The organism is Marinobacterium sp. xm-a-127 (genome assembly GCF_013283425.1).
Taxonomy (GTDB): domain Bacteria; phylum Pseudomonadota; class Gammaproteobacteria; order Pseudomonadales; family Balneatricaceae; genus Marinobacterium_E.
Genome location: NZ_WBYH01000004.1, coordinates 109,579 through 134,248 on the forward strand (window position 1 = coordinate 109,579; position 24,670 = coordinate 134,248).

Annotated in this window: 21 protein-coding genes; 3 read left to right on the forward strand and 18 right to left on the reverse strand. The window is 49.3% G+C overall.

The window, feature by feature from the left end; all coding sequences use genetic code 11:
• Positions 1-3: 3 nt before the first annotated feature.
• From XMA127_RS08375 to XMA127_RS08410, 8 genes are read right to left on the reverse strand one after another with little or no spacing between them, the layout of a single operon-like run.
• The gene (locus XMA127_RS08375) at positions 4-3,321 is read right to left on the reverse strand and encodes a response regulator (protein WP_173499135.1); all 3,318 of its coding nucleotides are present in this window, start codon (positions 3,319-3,321) and stop codon (positions 4-6) included.
• 42 nt (positions 3,322-3,363) lie between these two features.
• A complete protein-coding gene (leuE, locus tag XMA127_RS08380; RefSeq protein ID WP_173481260.1) occupies positions 3,364-3,999 on the reverse strand; it encodes a leucine efflux protein LeuE in 636 nt (211 codons plus the stop codon).
• A 3-nt stretch (positions 4,000-4,002) separates the two neighbouring features.
• A complete protein-coding gene (locus XMA127_RS08385) occupies positions 4,003-4,776 on the reverse strand; it encodes an NRDE family protein (protein WP_173481261.1) in 774 nt (257 codons plus the stop codon).
• Between the two features lie 16 nt (positions 4,777-4,792).
• Positions 4,793-6,160, reverse strand: coding sequence for a ribonuclease J (locus tag XMA127_RS08390; protein ID WP_173481262.1), 1,368 nt, complete (start codon positions 6,158-6,160; stop codon positions 4,793-4,795).
• Between the two features lie 2 nt (positions 6,161-6,162).
• Positions 6,163-7,380: a multidrug effflux MFS transporter gene (locus tag XMA127_RS08395; RefSeq protein ID WP_173484344.1), complete on the reverse strand. Its 1,218-nt coding sequence runs from the start codon at positions 7,378-7,380 to the stop codon at positions 6,163-6,165.
• A 34-nt stretch (positions 7,381-7,414) separates the two neighbouring features.
• Positions 7,415-8,092: a glutathione S-transferase gene (locus XMA127_RS08400; protein WP_173481264.1), complete on the reverse strand. Its 678-nt coding sequence runs from the start codon at positions 8,090-8,092 to the stop codon at positions 7,415-7,417.
• Complete coding sequence (gene msrA / locus XMA127_RS08405; RefSeq protein ID WP_173481265.1) at positions 8,080-8,550, reverse strand: peptide-methionine (S)-S-oxide reductase MsrA; 471 nt, start codon at positions 8,548-8,550, stop codon at positions 8,080-8,082. Before msrA ends, XMA127_RS08400 begins: the two co-directional genes overlap by 13 nt.
• A 34-nt stretch (positions 8,551-8,584) precedes the next feature.
• Entirely contained in the window at positions 8,585-9,097 is a 513-nt protein-coding gene (locus XMA127_RS08410) for a DNA-deoxyinosine glycosylase (RefSeq protein WP_173483060.1), read from the reverse strand.
• 71 nt (positions 9,098-9,168) lie between these two features.
• Here XMA127_RS08410 and XMA127_RS08415 point away from each other — a divergent pair, with 71 nt between their 5' ends.
• From XMA127_RS08415 to XMA127_RS08425, 3 genes are read left to right on the forward strand one after another with little or no spacing between them, the layout of a single operon-like run.
• Entirely contained in the window at positions 9,169-9,978 is an 810-nt protein-coding gene (locus XMA127_RS08415) for a symmetrical bis(5'-nucleosyl)-tetraphosphatase (RefSeq protein ID WP_173481267.1), read from the forward strand.
• 19 nt (positions 9,979-9,997) lie between these two features.
• Positions 9,998-10,318, forward strand: a complete 321-nt coding sequence (glpE, locus tag XMA127_RS08420) for a thiosulfate sulfurtransferase GlpE (RefSeq protein ID WP_173481268.1) — start codon at positions 9,998-10,000, stop codon at positions 10,316-10,318.
• Positions 10,319-10,320: 2 nt separating this feature from the next.
• Entirely contained in the window at positions 10,321-11,412 is a 1,092-nt protein-coding gene (locus XMA127_RS08425; RefSeq protein WP_173481269.1) for a hypothetical protein, read from the forward strand.
• Between the two features lie 91 nt (positions 11,413-11,503).
• Here XMA127_RS08425 and secA read toward each other — a convergent pair whose 3' ends face one another.
• The 10 genes from secA to mraY form a co-directional block, all read right to left on the reverse strand.
• Complete coding sequence (gene secA, locus XMA127_RS08430; RefSeq protein ID WP_173484342.1) at positions 11,504-14,248, reverse strand: preprotein translocase subunit SecA; 2,745 nt, start codon at positions 14,246-14,248, stop codon at positions 11,504-11,506.
• 150 nt (positions 14,249-14,398) lie between these two features.
• On the reverse strand, positions 14,399-15,313 hold the full coding sequence (gene lpxC, locus XMA127_RS08435) for a UDP-3-O-acyl-N-acetylglucosamine deacetylase (RefSeq protein WP_173484341.1): 915 nt from the start codon (positions 15,311-15,313) through the stop codon (positions 14,399-14,401).
• A gap of 100 nt (positions 15,314-15,413) precedes the next feature.
• Positions 15,414-16,565 carry a cell division protein FtsZ gene (gene ftsZ / locus XMA127_RS08440; RefSeq protein ID WP_173483061.1) on the reverse strand — a complete coding sequence of 384 codons (1,152 nt, stop codon included), beginning with the start codon at positions 16,563-16,565 and terminating at the stop codon, positions 15,414-15,416.
• Between the two features lie 93 nt (positions 16,566-16,658).
• A complete protein-coding gene (locus XMA127_RS08445) occupies positions 16,659-17,516 on the reverse strand; it encodes a cell division protein FtsQ/DivIB (RefSeq protein ID WP_371731526.1) in 858 nt (285 codons plus the stop codon).
• A gap of 2 nt (positions 17,517-17,518) precedes the next feature.
• Positions 17,519-18,469 (reverse strand): D-alanine--D-alanine ligase, encoded by a 951-nt coding sequence (locus tag XMA127_RS08450; RefSeq protein WP_173484340.1) that lies wholly within the window; start codon positions 18,467-18,469, stop codon positions 17,519-17,521.
• A 5-nt stretch (positions 18,470-18,474) separates the two neighbouring features.
• On the reverse strand, positions 18,475-19,908 hold the full coding sequence (murC, locus tag XMA127_RS08455; RefSeq protein WP_173484339.1) for a UDP-N-acetylmuramate--L-alanine ligase: 1,434 nt from the start codon (positions 19,906-19,908) through the stop codon (positions 18,475-18,477).
• On the reverse strand, positions 19,905-20,984 hold the full coding sequence (murG, locus tag XMA127_RS08460; RefSeq protein ID WP_173484338.1) for an undecaprenyldiphospho-muramoylpentapeptide beta-N-acetylglucosaminyltransferase: 1,080 nt from the start codon (positions 20,982-20,984) through the stop codon (positions 19,905-19,907). The genes murC and murG overlap by 4 nt, the downstream gene beginning before the upstream one ends.
• The gene (gene ftsW, locus XMA127_RS08465; RefSeq protein ID WP_173483063.1) at positions 20,971-22,227 is read right to left on the reverse strand and encodes a putative lipid II flippase FtsW; all 1,257 of its coding nucleotides are present in this window, start codon (positions 22,225-22,227) and stop codon (positions 20,971-20,973) included. Before ftsW ends, murG begins: the two co-directional genes overlap by 14 nt.
• On the reverse strand, positions 22,218-23,579 hold the full coding sequence (gene murD / locus XMA127_RS08470; RefSeq protein ID WP_173481277.1) for a UDP-N-acetylmuramoyl-L-alanine--D-glutamate ligase: 1,362 nt from the start codon (positions 23,577-23,579) through the stop codon (positions 22,218-22,220). Before murD ends, ftsW begins: the two co-directional genes overlap by 10 nt.
• 8 nt (positions 23,580-23,587) lie before the next feature.
• The gene (mraY, locus tag XMA127_RS08475) at positions 23,588-24,670 is read right to left on the reverse strand and encodes a phospho-N-acetylmuramoyl-pentapeptide-transferase (RefSeq protein WP_173481278.1); all 1,083 of its coding nucleotides are present in this window, start codon (positions 24,668-24,670) and stop codon (positions 23,588-23,590) included.

Below are 24,670 nucleotides of genomic sequence, written 5' to 3' on the forward strand. Positions count from 1 at the left end.
TATTTATGATTCCAAACTTGTCAAAGCTTCGCGCTTTGTCTCTGCCCAAACAGCCACCAGTGTGGCGACCTGTTCAGCCGATAAATTTTTTCCATTACGAAGATGGGCTTCAAGAAGCAGTAGATTTTCGGTGAGCTGTGGCATTCCCAAAATACTGCTAGCGCCCTTCATTTTATGGATAAACTCAACATTTAGCTCATCGGACTCTTGCTGCAACGACTCAAGAGTTTGGGCGTATTTTTCAATGAATTGTGCAACATACTTTTTAGCCGTTTCATCACTGCTCCAATAATCTCTAGCCAGTGCTATATCAAAGTAGCTTTGAGGCCTATCTATATCGCATTGATTGGTGTTAGTTGAGATCGCATTTTCCTTCAGTGCTTCAGGCGCAATCAGTTCTGCAATTGCGACAACGGCTTTCTCAATATCGACCGGTTTAGTGATGTAGTTATTCATGCCGGACTCTAAAGCCTTTTCAATATCCTCAGCATAGGCGCCTGCCGACAAACCGATTATGGGTAAGTTTTCAAACCGCCGCAGGGCACGAATCCTTTGAGTCGCCTCAAGACCGTCCATGACTGGCATTTGCACATCCATCAATACCAAATCTATCGATGACTCTGCCTCTCTTAAGAGTTTGATCGCCTCACTACCATCATTGGCAAGAAGCACTGAGGCCCCTTCAGCTTCAAGAAATTCGCGAGCAGAATCACGGTTGAAAAGATTATCATCGACCACTAACAGTGTTCGGTTCAAAAGCCGCTGACTGGGAATCTGTTCTGTCTCAGGCTGGGTATCAGAATTGATGATGCGTTTTAATGTAGAACTGGTAACAGGCTCCATTAAACAGTCATAGGGGCTGTTCTCAAACTCTTCAATATGACTGACAGGACTGGTTACAGTGGCCAGTTTTCCAGACCAATCAACGCCCTTGCTCTGTAACTCACTCTGGATCTCTGCTTCTAGACGCTGCAAGTTTTTACCGGACATCTCTTCATCGACATTGACAGAGTCAAAGGAGCGATCCGCCTTTATGGCTGAAACGAGTTGATAGATCAGATAACTCTGCGTCTGTCCAACTTCATGATATAGACCCATGGCTTTGGCAACGGCCACAAGAGAGTTACGTGTAAAGGGGTTTTTACAGGCAATAAGAACTCTAGCCTCTGTTATAGGATCAGGTTCAATAACCTTCACAGGCAGAGTCAATTCGAAGGAGACGGTAGTGCCTCGGAACTGCTGGGACTCAAAACTTAACTCACTTCCCATTAATGAGAGAAGTTGCTGGGTAATGCTAAGCCCTAGACCAGTCCCCCCAAATTTACGCGTTATCGAACCATCGCCCTGCTCAAAAGGCCTTAGAATTTTAGCTAAAACCTCATCACTCATGCCGATGCCAGTATCACGAATCGCAAAGCGAAGACGGGGTACAGAGTCTGCATTGATCACATCAACCGTCAACTCAACATAGCCCCTCGAAGTGAACTTGATCGCGTTACTGATCAGATTGATCAAAATCTGTTCCAGGCGTTGCTGGTCGCCTGATATTTTGATGTTACCCTGATAGCTCGGTGTAATCGCCAGGTGAACGTTCTTACTTTTAACTGAGCTGGACATGAGTAGAGCAAGGGTTTCAAGCAGTTCAGCCAGATAGAATTCGGTCGTTACCAGTTTCAGCTTACCGCTCTCTATCTTAGAAAAATCCAGAATATCGTCGATCAGCTTTTGTAATGACTGCCCCGCTCTTAGGATTTTTTTCGCTTGTTCGAGCACGGGTTTATTGGCGTTTTCAGCACGCGCTAAGGTTTGAGCCAAGGTCAGTACCGCATTCATGGGTGTCCTAATCTCATGACTCATATTGGCCAAAAACTCGCTTTTAACCCGCGAGAGTCTTTCAGCCTCTTCTGCCTTATCAGTTAATGCTTGACGGAGTGCCTGCTCTTCCGAAACATCGCGCATTAAACGGATGGTATGAGCCTCGACTCCATCTTTAGCCGGCTGATAGATCAAGCAGATTTCACCCATTTTAGCCTCAGAACCTGGTGCTGGGCGCAGCTGTTTTTGAAATCGGATTACGGCACCTTGGCGTTTAGCTTCAAGGTGAAATTGGCGGGCAAACTCTGGAGTGATATCCATCAAATCAGGTATCGTTTTACCGATAACCTCTTTAGCAGAATGATATCCCCACCACTGAGCGGTCTTATCGTCAGCATCGATCACCTTCAGGCTCTCAACACCTATGACGGCAAACATATTACCCATCTTAGTTAAGGCATTGAGATAATCTTTTGAGAGTTTTTCAGAGGTTTGAACTTTTGCCGCCTGTTCCGCGTAAGCTTGATTCAAACGCTCTAGTTCAGAACGCTCTTGCTCTAACTGTTTGTTAATCTGCGCTATTTTTGAGCTCTGTTTCGATAGAAGTAGATAGCGGTAAAGCAGCAGAAATATGACGCCCAGTGTGGCGAAAAAGAGATAGAGCAGCTTTTGTAAGCTCTCTTTAGTGAAAGGGCTCAATTCACTGTTTGGCACCATGCCCCACAGCTCTTGTAGCGCCCTGATTTCATCAGGGCTGAAGCTATCGTAGGCTTTATCAAAAAGGGTTTTCAGCATTCTATCTTGCGGGTTAAACGCAAAATGCATATTTAACTGCAGTCCCGATTCAGACTCTAGCAGTCTAACTTGCAGATCCTCATTAAAGAGGTGGGTATGGTTGATCAGATAGTTGGCAATCGAATAGTTCTCTACAAAGAGATCAACCTTACCGTTCAACAGAGCGGCCATCATCTCATCAAATGATAAGTACTCTTTATAGCGAACCTGAGGATAATGCTTCTTAAAATAGCTCTCAAAAATTGAGTCTTTCTGAATACCAACAATCTTACCATCCAGATCGGAAAAGCGCGTGTACCCTTTTAAACTGACTAGCCCAGTCAACAGTTCTAGTGTCTGCTTTTCACTGAAAAGATAGCGCTGTTGGCGCTCTTCAGTCAGCACCATATTACCGACAACATCTAACTGGCCATCGGCCAATTTTTCCATATGCTGCGACCACTCAAACCCATTAACAAAGCGCAGTTCAAGACCTAGCTTTTGGCTAATTTGTCGAGTTAAGTCAATTAGATAGCCTTTCGGCTGACCCGCATCAACATAGTTAAAGGGGCGCCAATTGCTATAGGTGGGCATTCTTATGGTCTGTTTATTCTCGAGATAGTCACGCTCTTGTTGACTCAGTTGAGAGAGTAATTCGGCATCAGAAGCAGCGATCCGGGGAGCCTGTAGTGTTAACGCTAACAATAGAGCTATTTTCAATATAAGCTTCATACCTGGACCAAAGGATCGGGTTATTAATACAAAAACTGAACACTAGTTAGTTGATAGTGCTAGTTTAAGACCATACCCCATAAACAGTGATCCCGCTAACCCTTTCGCAAAGCCTGACAGTTTCCCCCCCTCTGCTAGAAGAGACTTGAAATAGATCGTCATAAGAATCAACACCGCAAGATAGATCTGTGAACAGAGTTGAACAACCAGACCCAAAATGGCGAAAGAGAGCCAGGGGTTGTCGTAGCTTGGATCGACAAATTGAATGAAGAACGAGACAAAAAAGAGTATTGCCTTGGGGTTAAGAAGGCTGATCGTCAGCGCTACTCTAAACGGGTGTTTAGAGTCCTTGGGCAAATCGATGTCCGAATCACTGTTTTGAGGTTTAGTGAAAAGCGATCTTAGCAGACCAAAACCGAGCCACATCAGATAGAGTCCACCGGCATATTTAAGCAGCGTAAAGAGAATTGGGGTGGTTTGAATCAGGCTCGCCACACCGGCGACTGACAGTGTCATCAACGTCAGATCCCCTACAAAAATACCCGCCGCGCCTTGAAACCCTGCGAGAGCGCCACGGCGCCCTGCTACCGTAGCGACGTACATAGAGTTGGGACCGGGCAGCAAAATAATAATGATTGTCCCAATAAGATAGGTGTAGAAATCCACTATTCCAAACATCTGTTACTCCCCGACAAACCAACTAAACGGCTGTTCTGACACGACAGCACCGGTTTTATCTAACTGCTGATCAACAACATCATACTGACCACCAGATAGTCGGAACAAGCAGCGAGATCGAGTGCCGTAGGTTTCACTGATAATCAACTGAGAAGAGAGTAAGCGCTCCCAATCGGCAGGGATACCGGTATCTGGAAGTTCAGCGTCATTCGCTAGGTTAGGGTCCATTAATAGACCAGATCCGTTCAGTTGAGTCTCTAGCAACACACCCTGTTCGGAGATCTGTTGGCGTGCCAGTGTCACTTTAGGCCATGGAGTATCAAGTGCATCATTACTCAGAGCATGTACTCCGGGTTCTATTGGCTGAAGGTCAGGACTGTTTGAACTCATCCAAAACAACGCCCCAGGCTCACCAACAATCAAATTAAAGCCGGCATATTGATCTCTATTCTCTTTTAACGCTTGAGCAATCTTCTGGATTGATTCGTTTGAGTTTAAGAACAGCAGTGGAATCTCACCCCGACTGCGAGCGCCCTCTACGCCAATATAACCAGGGCGAATGTTCGTCAAAAATGCGAATCGACCAGAGCGATTGAACCCCAACCAAGTTCCTTTGGCTTTTAAATCTTGGCCGGCCAACACCTCCGAAGAGTCACTTCGATGAACAGGCCACCAGTGCATAGGCAGAGCTGGCCTGTCATGGAACTCATCTCGATTGGCTACCAAGAGTAACGGGGTAGTGTGGTTAGGACGCCAGTTGAAAGCTAACAGACACATTGCAAAAATCAGACCGCTATTGAACGAGAGCAAGACGGCCGGCGGGCACCTTGGCATAGTGAATACGATGACCTGGCGCCAACTCGTAGAGATCGCCATTTTCACCGATCAGTTGAACCGGTACGGAGTACTTACGAGCAATCTCGGCATTCGCTTTGATGTGCTCAGGCTCACCATGCAATGGCACCGCAATAATCGGTTGTACCCAAGAGTACATATCGGCTAATTCAGCCTGACAAGGGTGGCCAGATGCATGAATCGGCGTCGAGCTGGTGGCCGATTCAACCACTTTAACTTTGCGCGCTTTAAAACGATCCAACATCCGCTCTACCAACCGCTCATTTCCGGGAATAAGGAACGAACTCATCAACACCAGATCGCCCTCCTCCATTGAAAAATGAGGATAGGAGTCTAGCGCTAAGCGATTCAGTGCTGCACGCTCTTCTCCCTGGCTACCGGTCGCAATCGCGAACACTTCTTCGGCTGGAAGATAACCCAAATGAGACTCATCAATGGGTTCTAGCTCATCAGGCCAGTAACCGGTCATTTTGGCGATGGAGTAGATGTTTTTTAGAGAACGACCAATCAGAGCAAAGCGTCGACCTAAAGCATCTGCTACACGGGCAACTGTGACAAGGCGGGCCAAATTGGAGCTAAAGCAACTGACCACAATTCGACCTTGAACCGACTCCAGCTGTTTCAAAATGCCGCGATAACAGATCGACTCTGATTTCGACATTCCCGGTTTCAGCGCATTGGTCGAATCACAAAGCAGTGCACGAATATTCAGTTTAGAGAGCCCTTTATAGAGTGACTCATCGAACGGCTCACCAATGACTGGGTCATAATCGATTTTCCAGTCGGCGGTGTGCAGTACCGTACCAACAGCCGTTTCAATAAGCAGAGACTGTGCTTCTGGAATCGAGTGCGTAATAGGTAGAAATTCAAGGGTGAAGTTACCGAGAGTAAATCGCTCCCGTTGGTTGATCACATGAATAGGTACTCGGCCATCTAAGCCATGCTGTGCCAGTTTTCTTCTTAGCACCTCTGCCGCGAAAGGCGAAGCGTATACGGGTGCTTTCAAGCGTGGCCAGAGGAACGGCAGAGCTCCCAAGTGATCCTCATGGGCATGGGTTATGACAATTCCCTTAAGGTTCTCTTTTTGACGCGAGATGAACTTGGGGTCGGCTGACACTACAGCTGCAGTGCGGTGCGATTCAGGATCAACCACCTCGTCAAAGGTGACACCACAGTCGATCATGATCCAGTCACCGGCGTGACCGAGAAGATTCATGTTCATACCGATCTCGCCTGAACCCCCTAAGGGCAAAAACCAGAGATCTTCCTGGCCGGGTGAGAGCAGAGCTGATGTTTGATCACTCATGATCAGTGTGGCACCTCAACACGTTGCACTCTGGGTTTTGAAAAGAGAATCACTAACATTAAGCCTGATAGGGTTGTAACCGCGAATCCGATCAGTAGAGGCAGAACAGTGCCATCAAACTGCATGCCGATCAGCGAGCCAACCAAGACACCCAGCAACATGGTAAAGGCCCCAATAGTGCCTGAAGCGACACCTGCGATTTTACCGAAGGGCGCCATTGCCAACGCGTTGAGGTTGCCGAACAACAAGCCAAAAAAGAAGGTCGTAACAATCATCATCAGGATAAACACCTGTAGAGGAACCGTCAGCTGCCAAGCACCAATGACGATCGCCTCTAGCAATGAAATTAGACCCGATAACGCCATGACAAAGATGACCAACTTTCTGAGCTCAAAGCGGTAGACCAGCTTTGAGTTCATGAAAGAGGATATCCCAACCCCAAGCGCCATCATTGCAAAGTAGACCGGAAAGAGTGCGCCAGTATCGTAGATGCCTTGAAGTATCCCCTGTACGGAGACCAAAAAGCCAATCAATGATCCATGTACCAAGCCGCCGGCAAAGGTGTAGATAAACCCTTCGCGGGTCGTCACAACCTGACGCATCGCCTTCATCACTGGTTTAAAGGAGAGAGTCGATTGATGCTCTGGATTAAGCGTCTCCTCTTGGCGTAGAGAAAACCAGATCCAGGCCGCCGTTGTCAGCACCAACAGCATGCCAAACACTGCTCGCCAATCGGCGACAAGCAATACCAGTTGGCCCAGCATAGGGACCACAACGGGACTGAATATAAAGATGGTCATGATCAGTGACATCACACGCGCCATGTCGCGCCCAACGTATTTATCACGCACAATCGCCATGGTAACAACACGCGGACCCGCTGCACCTAACCCCTGTAACACTCGTCCCACCAACATGACCTCAAAGGTCTCTGCAAACAGAGAGATCAGGGTGCCGATCAGCATCAGTGTAAAGCCAAGATAGACCGCAGGCTTTCGACCCCAGGCATCGGCAAGGGGGCCATAGAAAAACTGCCCTACAGCCAGACCCAACATAACGCTAGTAATAACAAACTGATAACGGTTGTTGTCGAGGGCGTTAAGATCAGATCCAATTTCATGCAGGGCAGGCAACATCGCATCGACATAGAGCGCCATTAGACATTGCAAAGCGGCCATCAAGAGCAAAAACTCTGGCTTCACGGGAGATTTGGTGTTCATACCATTCCAAATGACGCGCGTGGCATCAATCGAGTTAAAGAGGTGTACCTACCTCTTCGTCTTCAATCACCTCAGTCTCTTCTGAGGCTAGTTGATACCACTCCATCAACTCTGGGGTCTGCAGCAGCCAATCTCGGTATTGTGAGGCAGGCTCTGTCAGTTCGATCTGATAGGTATGAAAACGAGAAGCAATCGGTGCAAAGAATGCATCTAGTATACCTAAGTCGACTCCCTTCTCGCGAGCATTAATGAACCAAGGATCACTCCAGATCTGATCAATACGCTCAATCTCTGATCGCACCGTCTCAGACACACTGATCGATCGCTGTGCACGGCAGTTCATCGGTAGCGCATGCCTTAGATTGGCAAAACCAGAGTGGACCTCAGAGACTATGGATCTCGTTTTAGCACGATCTTGCAGGGATTCTGGCCAACCTAATCCTGCTAGATGCGCTTCACTGAGGTATTCACAGATTGCTAGGGAATCCCAAACCTGAAGCTCAGAATCGATCAGCACCGGCACACGCCCTGCATCACTGTATTGGGAGAGTTTTTCATGGAAGTCCGACTCAAACAGGGCTAAACGTTCCAGATCAAAATAGAGGCCTGATCGCTTCATAAAAAACCAAGCACGCAGTGACCAGCTTGAGTAGTTGTGGTTACCAATAATCAACTTAAGAGCGGATTGGTTGGATGTGGCTAAATTCCACATGCAGAGGCGCCTCGTTTTTTAAGATATTGTTGATGGTACTCTTCTGCAGGCCAGAAGGTTTGAGCCGGCACAATCTCAGTCACGATAGGGTTCGCAAACACGCCACTGGTTCCAAGAACCGCTTTTGACTGCTCCGCTAAGATGCGTTGCGTATCATCTTGATAAAAGATCGCTGAACGATATTGCGTGCCAACATCAGGTCCCTGTCGATTCAGCGTGGTGGGATCATGCCATTGCCAAAAAGAGTCTAAAAGGGCTTCATACGCGATAAGGTGTTCATCAAATTCGATCTGCACCACCTCGGCATGACCCGTCTGGCCAGTACAGACATCCTGGTAGCTCGGCTGATCGAGAGCACCGCCCATGTAACCCACTTGAGTGCCGGTCACACCCGTCAAATCGGAAAATCGCAGTTCAACACCCCAAAAACAACCTGCAGCAAATGTAGCTAATGCCATACAAACACCTCCAATAATATCGAATGGATGTACGTTACTCTTTCAGAGTGTCGATCAGCACAGAGTGCCACGCAACTCTTTTTTCATCTAAGGTCATCGATGCATGCGCCGGACTGGTCGACGGCAGCTGAAAAAAGTCTATCCCCTTTGCTTTAGCAAACTGATCAAACCCAGCTCGTTTGAATAGCCTCATCGCTGCCCCGCCATTTAAAACAATGCACTTCAACTTGGGCAAGCTCTCGATGAGTTGATCAATTGGATTGTAGTGAACAGTCGATGACTTGATATCTGAATCCAGTGATCCCGGCCGTTCGGCTTCAGCAACGACGTCCCAAAACCCAATCCCACCTTCCAAGGCTGCGGCCAACTTCTGTTCGTAACTCATTGAATTTGGCATCTGCAGCCAGTCACACAGAATAGGCCAAAGCGCATTTCTAGGGTGGGCATAGTACTGCTGCTCAGCGATCGATTTTTTACCAGGCAGTGAGCCTAGGATTAGCAGTTTAGTGCTCGTATTGCAGACTGCGCTAAACGAGTGATCAATCATCCTTTTGGGTCCACTGAAGAATTCCTATATGCTATGGCCTTTCAGCCTAACTAAGCGGTTTTAACAACGCAATGTCGACCTATGCCATCGGAGATATTCAAGGGTGCTATCGAACACTGATCGCCCTACTTGATTCACTCCAATTCAGTGAAGATGACCAGCTATGGATTGCTGGCGATCTGGTTAATCGAGGTCCTGACTCCTTAGAGGTTTTGCGATTTATAAAATCACTTGGACCTCGCGCGCGCATTGTTCTTGGCAATCATGACCTGCACCTGTTAGCACTTGCCTCAGGTGTCGATCGAAAGGTAGGAAAAACATTAAAACCGATCATGCAGGCGCAAGATCGCAATGAGTTACTGAGTTGGCTTATACAACAACCACTGATTCAACGCTGCGACGCCTTAGGCTATGTGATGACCCATGCAGGCATTCCCCACATCTGGTCCTTAGAACAAGCTGAGCAACTGGCGAAAGAGGTGACTGATTGCTTAAACAGCACCCTGTCCGTCCACTATTTCGAACAGATGTATGGCAATAAACCCGCCAAATGGAAAGATGAGATCATTGGCTTCGATCGATTGCGAACGATCACTAACTACTTCACCCGCATGCGCTATATTAAACCCTCTGGTAAATTGGACTTTGACGCAAACGGTGGATTAGACGAACAGCCTGAGGGTTTCCTCCCCTGGTTTGAACTACCGACACAGGTCAGTTCTCACAAACAGATTACCGGTCACTGGGCGGCATTAGGGCTGCGAGTGGCACCCAATCATTACGCTCTCGACACCGGATGTGTTTGGGGCGGAGAGTTAACGGCTTTGAGACTAGAGGATGGATCGATCTTCTCGATCTCAAGCCAAGAGTTAAATCGTTAAGAATGACTAAGGATACTAAATGAATCAATTTAAACACGTCGTTGCAAAAGATGCCCTAGAACTCATTGAGAAAGGCGCCGTTGTAGCCGACATTCGTGATGGACAGAGCTTTGCCAACAATCACATCAAAGGCGCTGTTAATCTAACCAATGACAACCTACAAGAGTTCATCGATAGCCACGAATTCGATTCGCCCATTCTTGTCTGCTGTTACCACGGTATGAGCAGCCAATCTGCAGCCGCTTTCCTTTGTGAGCGTGGCTTTGAAGAGGTCTACAGCATTGATGGCGGTTTTGAACGCTGGGTATTGGCCTTCCCTGAGCACTGCGAAAAAGGTTAACCATGCAGATCTATCTGGTGGGTGGTGCTGTGCGTGACGAACTACTCGGTCTTGAGGTTAAAGACCGAGATTGGGTCGTCGTCGGTGCCACACCAGAAGCGATGCTTGAAGCGGGTTATAGGCCGGTTGGCAGTGACTTTCCCGTCTTCCTCCATCCTGAAACGCACGAAGAGTATGCCTTAGCCAGAACCGAACGCAAAAGTGGCCGCGGCTACAAAGGGTTCACCTTCCATACTGATCCAAGCGTCACCCTGGATGAGGATCTACTCAGGAGAGACCTGACGATTAATGCGATGGCCAAGAGTGATACTGGCGTCATTACCGACCCATTCAACGGCCAAAAAGATCTAAATGCTCGCCTACTCAGGCACGTCTCTGACGCCTTTTTAGAGGATCCCCTCCGCGTACTTCGTGTGGCCCGTTTCCATGCGCGTTTTGCCCACCTTGGTTTCAAAGTCGCACCTGAGACCCTAGCATTAATGCAGGGTATGAGCGCCTCGGGTGAGCTGGACCATCTGACCACAGAGCGGGTTTGGCAGGAGTTTGAGCGAGCGCTAAATACTAAGACACCCAGTCAGTTCTTAACTACCTTAGCAAAGAGTCATGCCAACTACCTGCTGGCACCACTGGACAGGATTGCGTTGCAGGATTTGCATAGCGTCGATAGTCCACTCCTTGAAGCGGCTGAGGAGCGATTTGCTCTGTTGTGCCACCTTGCGAATCTGAGCACCGAGGAGGTTGACGCCTTAGCGCTCAAACTCAAAGTCCCCAACCGTTTCAAATCGCTAGCGATTGCCTTCTCTAGACACTCAGCGACTCTGTCGAATTTCCCAACAGCTGATGCCGAACAAAAACTTCAGTTAATCAACGATCTTAAATTGATCAAGCAACCCACCGCCGCTGAGCCTCTGATCCATATTCACGACGCACTGCAGCAGGATAACCGATTCAACTCTGCTGACTTAGCGACAGCCGTTGAGTCAGTCGCAGCTGTTCAGCCAAAACAGGTGATGGCTGATGGATTCTCGGGTGCCGAGCTAGGATCTGAGTTGCGTCGCAGACAGATTGAGAGATTGTCGACTCTCTCTGCTTAACCCTTCAAAATAACGGCTAGAAAATAACCGATCGAAAGTAACGCGCACAAAAAAGGCCGCTCAATGAGCAGCCTTTAATGATCGATTTTGCTTAAGAGATCTTACCGTGACAGGCTTTGTATTTCTTGCCTGATCCACAAGGACAAGGTTCGTTACGCCCTACTTTACGATCATCACGTTTGAAGGTTGCTGGTTGTTCTTCGCCTTCAATACCGCTATCAGTCTCTTCACCCTGCATTCCCGTCGCAGCATCGTGTTTGAAGTCCATAGCCTGTTTCTCAGCCGCTTCACGACGCTGACGCTCCATCTCTTCAACATCTTCAGGAGCACGCACTTGAACGTGGCTGATGATACGAACAACGTCGGCTTTGATGTTCTCTAGAAGCCCCTGGAACAGTTCAAACGACTCACGTTTGTACTCCTGTTTCGGGTTTTTCTGAGCATAACCACGTAGGTGGATGCCACGACGAAGTAGATCCATCGTCTGCAGGTGCTCTTTCCACAACTGATCCAATACTTGAAGCATCACTTGCTTTTCGAAGTTACGGAAGGATTCGGTTCCGACCAACGCCTCTTTCTGGCGATACACGTCAACAATCTGATCAAGAATGCGTGTGCGCAGAGTCTCTTCGTAGAGGTTATCGTCCTCATCTAGCCACTGCTGAATCGGCATCTCAACGGCAAAGCGTGTTTTGATCTCCTCTTCCAGACCCGGGATATCCCACTGCTCAGAGAGTGACTCAGGTGGAATAAAGGTGCTGATGGTGTCGTTAACCACCTCTTCACGGATTGCATCGATGGTTTCAGAGATGTCATCGCTCGACATCAACTCATTACGCTGATCGTAGATGACGGTACGCTGGTCGTTAGCAACATCATCATACTCAAGCAACTGCTTACGAATATCGAAGTTTCGGCCTTCCACTTTACGCTGAGCTTTCTCAATGGCATTGGAGACCATCTTATGCTCAATCGCTTCGCCTTTTTCCATACCTAGCGCTTTCATCATGTTACGAACACGATCGGAAGCGAAGATACGCATCAAGTCATCTTCAAGTGACAGGAAGAAACGTGACGAACCTGGATCACCTTGGCGGCCAGCACGACCACGCAACTGGTTATCGATACGACGAGACTCGTGACGCTCAGTACCGATGATGTGCAGACCACCCGCTTCAAGCACAGCTTCATGACGCTTAGACCAATCCGCTTTAGCGGCTTCGATCTGCTCTTCTGTAGCATTTTCACCTAGGGCTACAAGTTCAACTTCAAGCTTACCGCCAAGCATGATATCGGTACCACGACCGGCCATATTGGTTGCAATGGTGACTGCACCTGGACGACCCGCTTCAGCGATGACACCCGCTTCTCGGTCGTGTTGCTTGGCGTTCAGTACGTTATGTTTGATGCCTGCTTTATCAAGCATCTGCGAAAGAAGTTCAGAAGAGCTGACTGACGCAGTACCCACTAGAATTGGGCGTTGCTGCTCTTGGCAGTGCTTAACCTCTTTAACGATCGCTTCGAACTTATCCTCGATCGACAAGTAGACCAGATCGTTGTAATCGATACGTTGAATCGGACGGTTAGTAGGTATTACCACTACGTCCAGACCATAAATTTGACGTAGCTCGAACGCTTCCGTATCCGCTGTACCGGTCATACCCGATAGCTTGTTGTAGAGACGGAAGTAGTTCTGGAAGGTGGTCGACGCTAGGGTTTGGCTCTCCATCTGGATCTCAACACCCTCTTTCGCTTCAACAGCTTGGTGAAGACCTTCTGACCAACGACGGCCCGCCATGATACGACCGGTATGCTCATCGACGATGACAACCTGACCACCCTGAACGATGTAGTCACGATCTTTAACAAACAGGTGGTGTGCGCGAAGTGCCGCTAGGACATGGTGCAGCAGGGTTAGGTTCTGCGGAGCATAGAGACTATCGCCTTCCGCAAGAAGACCCGCTTCGATCAACATGCCTTCAACTTTTTCATGACCCGCTTCGGTCAACTCAACGGTACGGTTCTTCTCATCGACGTGGAAATCTTCATTGATCACCTGCGTCTCATCTTTGACATCAATCTCACCTTCAAATTGAGTCAGATGTGGAATCAGTGTGTTGATCGCTTTGTAGGTTTCTGAACTGTCTTCAGCAGGACCTGAGATGATCAACGGGGTACGTGCTTCATCGATCAGAATCGAGTCCACCTCATCGACCACGGCAAAGTTGAAATCACGCTGAACCTTATCGGTCAGATTGAACGCCATGTTGTCGCGCAGGTAGTCAAAACCAAATTCGTTATTGGTACCGTAGGTGATATCACAGGCATAGGCAGCGCGTTTGGTCTCACCATCCTGACCTGACACAACGACACCCACTGATAGACCCAGTGCTTCGTAGAGTGGACGCATCCACTCTGCATCACGACTTGCAAGATAGTCGTTGACGGTTACGACGTGAACACCTTTGGCAGAGATTGCGTTTAGATAGACCGCAAGCGTAGCGACCAGAGTTTTACCTTCACCGGTGCGCATCTCAGCCACTTTGCCATCATGCAGTGTCATACCACCGATCAACTGAACGTCGAAGTGGCGCATACCCATCACGCGTTTTGACGCTTCTCGACAGTTGGCAAAGGCTTCAGGTAGGAGCTTATCTAGAGACTCTCCCTGTTCGAGTCGCTCTCTAAATTGAGCCGTTTTCTCTTTGATCCCCTCGTCACTGAGTGATTCAAACTCGGGTTCTAGTTCGTTAATTTGTTTAACGATGCGGCCCATACGTTTAAGTTCACGATCGTTTTTACTGCCGAAAATTTTAGAGAGGAAAGAGGTAAGCATGATTGGGTCAACTAGTGAGTCATTATTAATTAAGTTTTTTATGGGGGCACTCAGCCTAAAAACAACCTTTTACTGAGTAAACCCTTAGCTATTTTGCAAAAAAATAGGGCCGATCTAAGTCGGCCCTGTTTTATAACATGTTTTGTTCAATCAGACAGCAGCTGCTGGACGCTGATATGAAATGGGGGCTTTGTGATCGTCAGTTTCGAAGGTCACCACTTCCCATGCAGATTCATCTTCTAGAAGCGTACGAAGCAGACGGTTATTCAGGAAGTGACCTGATTTATCGCCGTAGAACTCACCGATCAAGCTCTTACCGAGTAGGTAGAGATCACCGACTGCATCAAGAATCTTGTGCTTAACGAACTCATCTTCGTAACGAAGGCCATCTTCATTGAGGATACGGTAGTCATCAACAACGATTGCGTTATCAAAGCTGCCACCCAACGCCAAGTTTTGAGAACGTAGGTATTCGATATCACGCATAAAACCAAAAGTACGCGCACGTGCCACCTCTTTAACAAAGGAGGTGCTCGAAAAATCGAGGGCAGCATGCTGAGTACGGTTTTCAAATACTGGGTGATCGAACTCAATCTGAAAGCCGACTTTAAATCCATTGAACGGAAGGAATTTAGCAATCTTACCTTCGTGTTCAACCTGAACCTCTTTAAGGATACGGATGAACTGTTTAGGCGCGTTCTGCTCTTCAATACCGGCAGACTGAATCAAGAAAACAAAAGGAGCGGCACTGCCATCCATAATAGGGACTTCTTCAGCACTCAACTCGATGTAGGCATTATCGATACCAAGTCCCGCCAGAGCAGATAGAAGGTGCTCAATCGTCGCGACACGAGCGCCGCCCATAGAGATGTTGGTAGACAGCGTGGTGTCAGAGACATTGTGCGCAACAGCAGGGATTTCAACCACGGGATCAAGATCCACACGACGGAAGATAATACCCGTATTAACAGGGGCTGGGCGCAAGGTCAGGTAGACTTTTTGACCTGAATGCAGGCCGATACCTGTCGCTTTAATGCTGTTTTTGAGTGTGCGCTGTTTAATCATCCGCGGGGGCAACCAATCCAGTTATGACGTATTAACAGCACATCATAAAGGAAAGCCACCCCGCTTCCTAGCGTTTACTCAAAAAATATTCAGGTTCCGTTCAGCGACGAAGATAGGTCGGAACATCTAAGTAATCGAGATCCGCGTAGGGATCTTCAGGCTCCGGCTTATCCAGCAGAGCTTCAAGATTAGTTCGCTTCAGAATCTCCGGAAGCTCGAACGTATTGATGTCCAATTTCGCTTTAGGCTCTCTGTTTTCAACAACCAACACAGGTTCCGGTATAACGCTCTGCTGAGTAGAACTTAACCCTGTTGCTACAACCGTAACCTTAATCTCGTCTCCCAGAGTTTCATCGACTACCGTGCCGACCACGATAGTGGCATCTTCAGCGGCGTACTCTGCAACCAGATCACCCACTTCCGAAAACTCACCCAGGCTTAGATCTTTGCCTGCCGCTACATTGACCAAGACACCCTTAGCCCCTTTAAGATCAACCCCTTCTAAAAGAGGACTTTGAACCGCCTGCTCTGTCGCAATTCGAGCACGCTCATCACCTAATGCTCGGCCAGTGCCCATCATCGACATGCCCATCTCTGTCATCACAGTACGTACATCGGCAAAGTCGACATTGATCATACCAGGACGAGTGATCAGATCAGAAATGCCCTCGACCGCCCCTTTAAGAACATTATTGGCTTCCGCAAAGGCTTTGATCAACGTCACCTTACTACCAAGCGCGCTCATCAACTTCTCGTTGGGAATTATAATCAACGAGTCAACCGCCTCTTTAAGCTCAGAGATACCCTGATCCGCAATGCGCATTCTGCTCTTGCCTTCAAACTTAAACGGCTTAGTCACGACCGCAACCGTCAGCGCACCCAATTCACGTGCAACCTCGGCAACCACTGGCGCTGCCCCGGTACCTGTACCACCGCCCATGCCGGCCGTAATGAACACCATATCGGCACCCGCCAACTGTTCAGCAATCGCAGCTCGACTCTCTTGAGCCGCGGCACGCCCAACCTCTGGATTAGCACCCGCGCCAAGACCATTGGTCGTTTCGCGACCAATGTGCAGCGCCTCACTCAAAGTAATATCACTCAACGCCTGGGCATCAGTATTCACACAGATAAACTGAACCCCATCCATGGCTTGTGTACGCATATGAGCAACCGCGTTACCGCCGCCACCCCCGATGCCGACCACTTTGATCTTTGCGCCTTCTGCAGCCTGATCAATTAACTGAAACATCTTCTCTCCCCCTTTCAACTCTATTCCCCAATAGAGATGAAGCATTTAAATACCCTCGCTCAAATTCTGCTGATTGAGTCGTGAAAACCTGTTTTAGGAACGCTTGGTTCCTGAACCCTTTTTCCATTTAACCGCCACACCATTGGTGTAACGGATATCAACCTCTTCAATTGACTCTTGCTGCTTAACCAGCTGCGTTTCATAGACCTGTATGAAGCGCCTTAGTCTGGGCATCAGGTCATCTCGACCTGCGACCACTTTGATTCCATTATTGAGATGCAGTGTCCAAGCACCTCGAGACTCCAACTCCAGTCCAGCCAAGGTAATACCCGATCGAATAAACAGTGAGTTTAGATCCCTAAACTGCTGCATAATTCGAACCGTCTCGTGGGACGGTCCTGACAACTCGGGCAGGGCTTGATAAGCATCGACCCTCTCTGGCCAGAAGATGTCACCCTGGTGATTCAATAAGCCTCGATTTCCCCAACGTGCAACAGGAACCTCTTCAATCAACTTCACTTGTAAAGCCGGTGGCCAAGCTCGGCGCACCTCAACTTCATTGATCCATGGCTCCTCAACAAGTCGCTCTTGAATGGCGCCAAGGTCGAGCTCCAAAATGCGTCCATTGATACCCGCTGCTACCTGATTCGCGATGACAGTTTTATCGATGTGACGGGTTGCTCCATCGACAACAACGGTCTCTACAGGACGATTCAACCACTGGGTATACTCGCGAACCGCTGTGAATATCAGTGACAGCAAAATCCCGCAGATGGTCAGTACCAACACCGGCTTCCAGATCCAATCCGACTCATTTGCCACCTCGGACTCAACCAAACGATCAGCTCGCTCAAAGAGGATCTCCGCCTCTTGCGCAGCTGACTGTTGAGTCTCAACGATCTCAGCCACTTGAGTGGGGATCGTTTTTTTCCAAGGTAGGCTGAAGGCCACGACTATCGAGCCTCCATCACAATTTCGACACAGAGTTCACTAAAACTAATTCCGGCCTGTTTTGCCGCCATAGGCACCAGACTGTGATCGGTCATGCCCGGTGTGGTATTGACCTCTAACAACTGAAACTGACCCGCTTGATCCATCATCAAATCCACGCGCCCCCAACCACTACAACCGACTACATGGAAAGCCTGCTCAACCAGACCTTGCATCTCTTCGATCTGCTCGTTATCCAAACCGGTATCAAACAGGTATTGAGTGTCATTCGCTTGGTACTTAGCATCGAAGTCGTAAAACTCATGGGGTGTCACAAGGCGAATAATGGGCAGTGCACGGCCATTTAGAATTGCGACGGTGAACTCAGGACCATTGACCCACTGTTCGGCGATCACTCGGCTATCAAACTGAGCCGCCACAGCATAAGCATCACGTAACTCTTGAGCGCTGCTGACACGACTCATGCCAATACTCGACCCCTCATTAGCGGGTTTCACCATCAGAGGCAGTCCGAGATCCTCAACGATCTGATCAAAGTCACTGCTTGGGCAAAGCGACGCATAGGCTGGAGTGGGTAGACCGGCACCTAACCAGAGCTGCTTGGTGCGCATCTTATCCATTCCCACCGCAGAGGCTGCGACGCCGCTGCCGGTGTAAGGCTTATTAATCAGTTCAAGAGCGCCTTGTAGCTGGCCATCTTCTCCACCAGGCCCGTGGACAATCAGAAACGCGCGATCAAATTCGGTTTCCACTAATTGAGTTAATGGGTTCTGTCCATTACCTGTCAAATCCAGTGCGAACGCATCGACACCGGCACTCTGCAGCGCCGCTAATACCGCATTACCACTGTTCAGAGATACCTGACGTTCTGACGCATTGCCACCCATGATAACGGCGACACGACCTAGGCTTTGCAGCTCTTGTTTGGAGTATTTAGTAATCGATTCAGCCATCAGACTTAGACCTCACCCCAGTGTTCACGTAGCTGGTGAGCCAGCGTTGTGATGTTCCCTGCACCCTGAGTCAGAAGCAGATCACCCGGTTGCAGAACCTCTTTCAACATCTCGGCTATGTGCTCATTTGATTCAACAAAAATGGGCTCTTTGCCACGTTGACGCAGAGAACGGCAGAGGGAACGTGTGTCCGCGCCTGGAATCGCCTCCTCACCGGCTGCATAGACCTCAAGCAGCAGTAGCTGATCGGGACGTTGCAACACCTGAACAAAATCTTCATAGAGATCACGCGTACGTGTGTAGCGGTGAGGCTGATAGACCATCACTAAGCGACGACCCGGCCAGCCCTCTTCAACCGCACTGATCACCGCTTGAACCTCACGTGGGTGATGACCATAATCATCGACCAGTGTCACACTACCGCTCTCCAGTGGCAGCTCACCCAATACTTGGAACCGACGTCCGACGCCTTCGAACTTCTCCAATGCACGACAGATCGCCGCATCGTCGATCTCTTCATCCGTTGCAACGGCAATTGCAGCGAGTGCGTTCAATACGTTGTGGCGTCCTGGCATATTTAGACAGACCGAAAGATCACTTAGTCCACCTGGACGTCTCACCTTAAAACGGCTCTGCAGTCCATTCTGCTCTAGGTCATAAGCTTGGAAGTCTGCATCTTCAGAGAAGCCATAACTGAGCATGGGGCGCCCAACCTCTGGCATCAATTCGCGCACGACGGGATCATCGATACACATAACGGCCAGTCCGTAAAATGGGAGATTCTGCAGAAAACGGATAAAGGTCTGCTTCAACTTGCCGAAGTCACCGTCGTAGGTATCCATATGATCAGCATCGATGTTGGTGACAATCGCCACCATCGGCTGCAGGTGCAGGAATGAGGCATCAGACTCATCCGCTTCAGCGACTAAGTAACGACTGCGCCCAAGCTGAGCATTGGTGCCTGCACTGGTTAGACGACCGCCGATCACAAAGGTGGGTGACTGTTGCGCTTCTGCGAGAATAGAAGCAACCAAACTGGTCGTCGTTGTTTTACCGTGTGTGCCTGCCACTGCAATCCCATGGCGGTAGCGCATCAACTCGGCCAACATTTCAGCACGACGAACAACCGGTATTAACTGCTCTTTGGCGCGGGCAACTTCTGGATTGGTTTGATCGACCGCTGTTGAGGTGACTAGGACATCTATCCCCTCGACATTCTCAGCCGCATGGCCAATAAAAATGGTCGCGCCGAGTGACTGAAGTCGATTGGTCACTGCCGACTCACGGATATCAGAACCGGAGATAGCATAACCCTGGTTCAATAACACTTCGGCGATGCCACACATACCCACACCTCCGATGCCCACAAAGTGGATTCGGTTAATACGGCGCATCTCTGGCACTTCATACTCTTTACGATGTCCGGCTTTTGGGCTCATAGGGCCACCTCCAAACAGATATCAGCGACCTGACGGGTTGCGTCTGGTTTCGCCTGAGAACGCGAAGCGTTAGCCATGGCCAACAGATCGGTTCGAGATTGATGTTGTTTCAGCCATAGAGAGAGTCCCTCGGCTGTTAAATTCTTTTGTGCAATTAGGTCTGCACCCTTTGCGTCAACCAAATACTGAGCGTTTGCTGTTTGATGGTCATCAACCGCATGAGGGAAGGGAATAAACAGAGCAGGCACACCGGCTATCGCAATTTCAGAGACGGTTAATGCCCCCGCTCGGCAGATCACCAGATCAGCCCAGGCATAAGCCTCATCCATGGATTCAATGTAGGGCACGACCTCAGCTTCAACACCGGCATCTGCATAAGCCTGTTGGCAACGTTCAATGTGCGTCGGTCCAGATTGATGCCACAGATTGGGACGCTCTTCAGATGACAACCTAGCCACAGCTTGAGGTACCAAGTCGTTGATCGCTAATGCCCCAAGACTGCCCCCCACTACTAGGCAATTAATGGCCCCGCTTCGCCCTGCAAACCGTTCAGAAGGTGCTGCAACATCCAAGATAGGGCCACGAATAGGATTGCCGACCACTTCACCTTGTGCGCCCGATTTAAAGGCGTTGGGAAAGGCTTGGAGTACACGTTTAGCAAATCGACGAGACTGTGTATTGGTCAATCCAGCGACCGCATTTTGCTCATGAATCACTAGAGGCTTATTGAGTAGCCAAGCGGCCAGGGCTCCAGGCCCCGACGCAAAACCACCCATACCCAGAACGGCATCTGGCTGAACCTGTTTTACTACCTTATAGGCTTGCCATAGCGCCTTAATTAATTTGAAAGGCGCAGCAATAAGGCTCAGTTTGCCTTTCCCTCTTAGGCCTGAGACATTAATGGCATGCAACCTAATGCCCGCTTCAGGGACCACTCGATTTTCAATGCCACGAACAGAACCTAACCACTCCACCTGGTGACCCTCAGCACGCAACAGATCAGCCACGGCAAGTGCTGGGTAGACATGCCCGCCGGTACCGCCGGCCATAATGAGTAGGCGTTTAGACTGACTCATGAGAGGCCTCCTGTGTCCAGCGTGACCAGAATCGACTCCAACGGCTCTCGACGGGCTTCATCCCCAGACGCTCACGTTTCAGCTCATAATCCACGCGCTGCACGATGGCGATCATCGCCGCACAGATAATCAGCGATGAACCACCGTAACTCATCAGCGGCAACGTCAGACCTTTGGTTGGCAATGCGCCCACGTTCACACCGATATTGATCATCGCCTGACCCGCAAGAATGAACCCGAAACCGTAGGAGATGTAGCTCATAAAAAAGCGTTGCTGCTTCTCAGCCTGGCGACCGATCAAGAAGATTCGAGCGATTAAAACCACATACAAAACAACAACCGCCATGGCACCGATCAGACCGAGCTCTTCCGCGAGAACTGAGTAGACAAAGTCTGTATGGGCTTCGGGTAGGTAGAAGAGTTTTTGTACGCTGTTACCAAGACCGGTTCCAAACCACTCTCCGCGACCAAAAGCGATCTGCGCTTGAGAGAGCTGATAGCCAGCACCGTATGGATCCGCCCAAGGATCCGAGAAAGACTGCAGACGTTTCAAACGGTAAGTTTGAGTCAACGCCATCGCACCGACCAACACTCCGACAACGCCAACAACAGTAACTAACTGTAACAGTCGCATTCCACCCAGGAAGATCATGCCCATAACCGTTGCAGTTGTAACAACGATGGCACCGTAATCCGGCTCTAGGTAGAGTGCAAAAACATAGAACGCCAGTGGAATAGCAGGTTTCACAACCCCCTTCCAAGTCGATCTAACCTCGTGTAGACGGCGCACCAGATAGCCCGCAATAAACATCACCATACAGACCTTAGCGACCTCTGAGGCCTGTAGATTGAAGCTACCCAGTCCTATCCAACGCTGACTACCATTGACCTCGCGGCCGATGCCAGGCACTAAAACAATCAACAGCAACAACAGTCCCAAGAAGAGCAGCCAGACTGAGAAACGCTCCCAAACAGTAATGGGAATTCTCACCAGCAGTGCAACCACTAACAGCGCTGCCACAACAAATAGGCCGTGCCTAAAAATGAAGAAGAATGGCCCACCAAATTTAGCCGCTGCAACATCCATAGAGGCTGAAGAGATCATGACAAGGCCTGTCAGCATCAGTGCTAGCATACTCATCATCAACAGTGGATCGAAAGGTAAAGTGCCCTGAGGAACACGCAGCTCCGCAGGCAATTTAAAATTCCAAAGCTTACTAAAATGGGGAAGTGTTAATCGCATGACAACACCTCTCTCACGGCCGCCACAAACTGATGACCACGATCTTCAAACCCTGTGAACATATCGAAACTTGCACAAGCTGGGGATAACAGAACCGCATCACCCGACTCTGCTTGAGACTCAGCCAAACGCACTGCGTCCATCAATGAATCGGCAAAACAGGTTGCTTCAAAACCGATCTCATCGGCCATCTGTTGGCGATCTTCCCCGATCAGAATGAGTGATTTTAAGTAGCGTTGGCTAGGTAGTTTTAGGCCCGAAAAATCCTGACCTTTAGCTTGTCCACCCGCGATCAAGATTAATGAGTGTGTGCGTTCTTGCGTCTCTCCAAGACCCACAACGGCAGCCAGTGTAGCGCCAAGATTAGTCCCTTTAGAGTCGTTGAACCAGCTGACACCCTCTCGCTCTGCAATCCACTGACAGCGGTGTTCGAGTCCCGGGAATTGAGACAGGGTCTTTAAAAGGGACGATAGTTTCAGTCCCTGAGATTCGCACAGAGCCAGAGCCGCCAATGCGTTCAACTCATTGTGTTCGCCACGCATCTTCATATCGGCAACTGGCATAAGGGCCTCAGCACCTTTTGCTAACCAAGGCTTACCCTCAACCATCAATCGGCCGTACTGATTAAGGTCGGGCGCTCCCAAACCAAAGGAGGTCTGTTTAGTGCTGTTCGGTACTAGAGGTCTTGAAAGAGCATCTTCACGATTAAAAATCGCCTGCTGACAGTGGCGATAGATGCGGTGTTTCGCTGCATGATACCCCTGCATACCGTCATAACGATCCATATGATCTGCCGACATGTTCAATACGGTCGCTGCTGATGCTTTGAGATCATGTGTGGTTTCAAGTTGAAAACTGGAGAGCTCTAAAACATAGAGATCGGCAGCCGGCTTGGCTAATAGATCCAGAACCGGAATACCAATGTTACCGCCAATCTCTGCACGGCATCCAGCATCGACGGCCATCTGCCAAACTAGCGTCGTAACGGTACTTTTACCATTGGAACCGGTAATCGCAATGATCGGAGCCGTTACCTCGCGAGCAAACAGATCAATATCACCGATCAATTTAGCACCCGATGCTATGGCTGCCTGAATCGCAGGCTGATCTTTAGCGACACCTGGACTGATCACTAGCTCATCTGCCTGACTCAGCCATTCACCATTGAGCGGACCGGTTTGTAGCTCAACTTCAGGGTACTGATGACGGAATGCATCAATTGCAGCAGCTGTCTCACGTGTATCACAAGCGGCAAACGGCAGACCACGACTTGCAAAGAAGCGTGCGATGCTCTGGCCAGTTTGACCTAGGCCAATAATGATTCTGCGCTTATCGCTGGTAATCAGTGACACGTTATTTCCTATCGTATTTTCAATGAGGCTAAGCCGATCAACACCAGTACAAAACTGATGATCCAGAAACGGACGATGACTCGTGGCTCAGGCCAACCCTTCAACTCAAAGTGGTGATGGATTGGAGCCATTCTAAAGATGCGACGCCCCGTCAATTTGAACGACGCCACTTGCAGAATGACTGAGACCGTTTCCAGCACAAAAATTCCGCCCATAATGAGAAGTACCAGCTCTTGGCGAACAATAACCGCGACCACACCCAATACAGCGCCTAGCGCGAGTGCACCTACATCGCCCATAAAGACCATCGCTGGGTAGGTGTTAAACCAGAGGAATCCTAAACCGGCACCAATAATGGCGCCGAGCAGAATGATCAACTCACCGGCGCCAGGGATGTAAGGGATATTGAGGTACTCTGCAAACTTAACGTGACCCGTCAGGTAGGCAAAAACCGCCAGTGCACCGGCCACCATAACCGTCGGAAGAATGGCTAAGCCGTCCAAACCATCGGTTAGGTTGACTGCGTTGGAACTTCCGACAATGACAAAATAGGCGAAGGGTATAAAAAGCAGACCCAGTGACAGCGCGGTATCTTTGAAGAACGGAATCAAGAGATCGGTTTCAGCGGGTGTTTCGGCCAACCAAAAGAGCGCCACAGCGGCCGCGGCACCGCCCACAGATTGCCACAGGTATTTCCACTTTGCAGGCAGACCTCGTGAGTCTTTTTCAATGACTTTGCGCCAGTCATCCACCCAGCCAACAGCACCAAACACCACCAGTACAAACAGCGTCACCCAAACATAGGGGTTCGTTAAGTCTGACCAGAGTAAGGTACTGGTGATAATCGCTAGAATAATCAGCGCACCGCCCATAGTCGGTGTGCCAGCTTTGCTTAGGTGTGACTCTGGCCCATCGTTGCGAACAGCCTGTCCTATCTGTTTTATCTGAAGCTTTCTAATCAGGTGAGGTCCCATCCAAAGCGCCATGGCGAGGGCCGTTAACACACCCATAATGCCGCGCAGCGTAATGTACTTGAAGACATTGAAGCCGCTATAAAACTGAGAAAGGTAATCTGCTAAGTAGACCAACAT

What these genes read in the sequence shown, in the direction of transcription:
- XMA127_RS08375 (WP_173499135.1), bottom strand. Translation starts at nt 3,321, where the DNA reads ATGAAGCTTATATTGAAAATAGCTCTATTGTTAGCGTTAACACTACAG.
- leuE (WP_173481260.1), bottom strand. Translation starts at nt 3,999, where the DNA reads ATGTTTGGAATAGTGGATTTCTACACCTATCTTATTGGGACAATCATT.
- XMA127_RS08385 (WP_173481261.1), bottom strand. Translation starts at nt 4,776, where the DNA reads ATGTGTCTGTTAGCTTTCAACTGGCGTCCTAACCACACTACCCCGTTA.
- XMA127_RS08390 (WP_173481262.1), bottom strand. Translation starts at nt 6,160, where the DNA reads ATGAGTGATCAAACATCAGCTCTGCTCTCACCCGGCCAGGAAGATCTC.
- XMA127_RS08395 (WP_173484344.1), bottom strand. Translation starts at nt 7,380, where the DNA reads ATGAACACCAAATCTCCCGTGAAGCCAGAGTTTTTGCTCTTGATGGCC.
- XMA127_RS08400 (WP_173481264.1), bottom strand. Translation starts at nt 8,092, where the DNA reads ATGTGGAATTTAGCCACATCCAACCAATCCGCTCTTAAGTTGATTATT.
- msrA (WP_173481265.1), bottom strand. Translation starts at nt 8,550, where the DNA reads ATGGCATTAGCTACATTTGCTGCAGGTTGTTTTTGGGGTGTTGAACTG.
- XMA127_RS08410 (WP_173483060.1), bottom strand. Translation starts at nt 9,097, where the DNA reads ATGATTGATCACTCGTTTAGCGCAGTCTGCAATACGAGCACTAAACTG.
- XMA127_RS08415 (WP_173481267.1), top strand. Translation starts at nt 9,169, where the DNA reads ATGTCGACCTATGCCATCGGAGATATTCAAGGGTGCTATCGAACACTG.
- glpE (WP_173481268.1), top strand. Translation starts at nt 9,998, where the DNA reads ATGAATCAATTTAAACACGTCGTTGCAAAAGATGCCCTAGAACTCATT.
- XMA127_RS08425 (WP_173481269.1), top strand. Translation starts at nt 10,321, where the DNA reads ATGCAGATCTATCTGGTGGGTGGTGCTGTGCGTGACGAACTACTCGGT.
- secA (WP_173484342.1), bottom strand. Translation starts at nt 14,248, where the DNA reads ATGCTTACCTCTTTCCTCTCTAAAATTTTCGGCAGTAAAAACGATCGT.
- lpxC (WP_173484341.1), bottom strand. Translation starts at nt 15,313, where the DNA reads ATGATTAAACAGCGCACACTCAAAAACAGCATTAAAGCGACAGGTATC.
- ftsZ (WP_173483061.1), bottom strand. Translation starts at nt 16,565, where the DNA reads ATGTTTCAGTTAATTGATCAGGCTGCAGAAGGCGCAAAGATCAAAGTG.
- XMA127_RS08450 (WP_173484340.1), bottom strand. Translation starts at nt 18,469, where the DNA reads ATGGCTGAATCGATTACTAAATACTCCAAACAAGAGCTGCAAAGCCTA.
- murC (WP_173484339.1), bottom strand. Translation starts at nt 19,908, where the DNA reads ATGAGCCCAAAAGCCGGACATCGTAAAGAGTATGAAGTGCCAGAGATG.
- murG (WP_173484338.1), bottom strand. Translation starts at nt 20,984, where the DNA reads ATGAGTCAGTCTAAACGCCTACTCATTATGGCCGGCGGTACCGGCGGG.
- ftsW (WP_173483063.1), bottom strand. Translation starts at nt 22,227, where the DNA reads ATGCGATTAACACTTCCCCATTTTAGTAAGCTTTGGAATTTTAAATTG.
- mraY (WP_173481278.1), bottom strand. Translation starts at nt 24,670, where the DNA reads ATGTTGGTCTACTTAGCAGATTACCTTTCTCAGTTTTATAGCGGCTTC.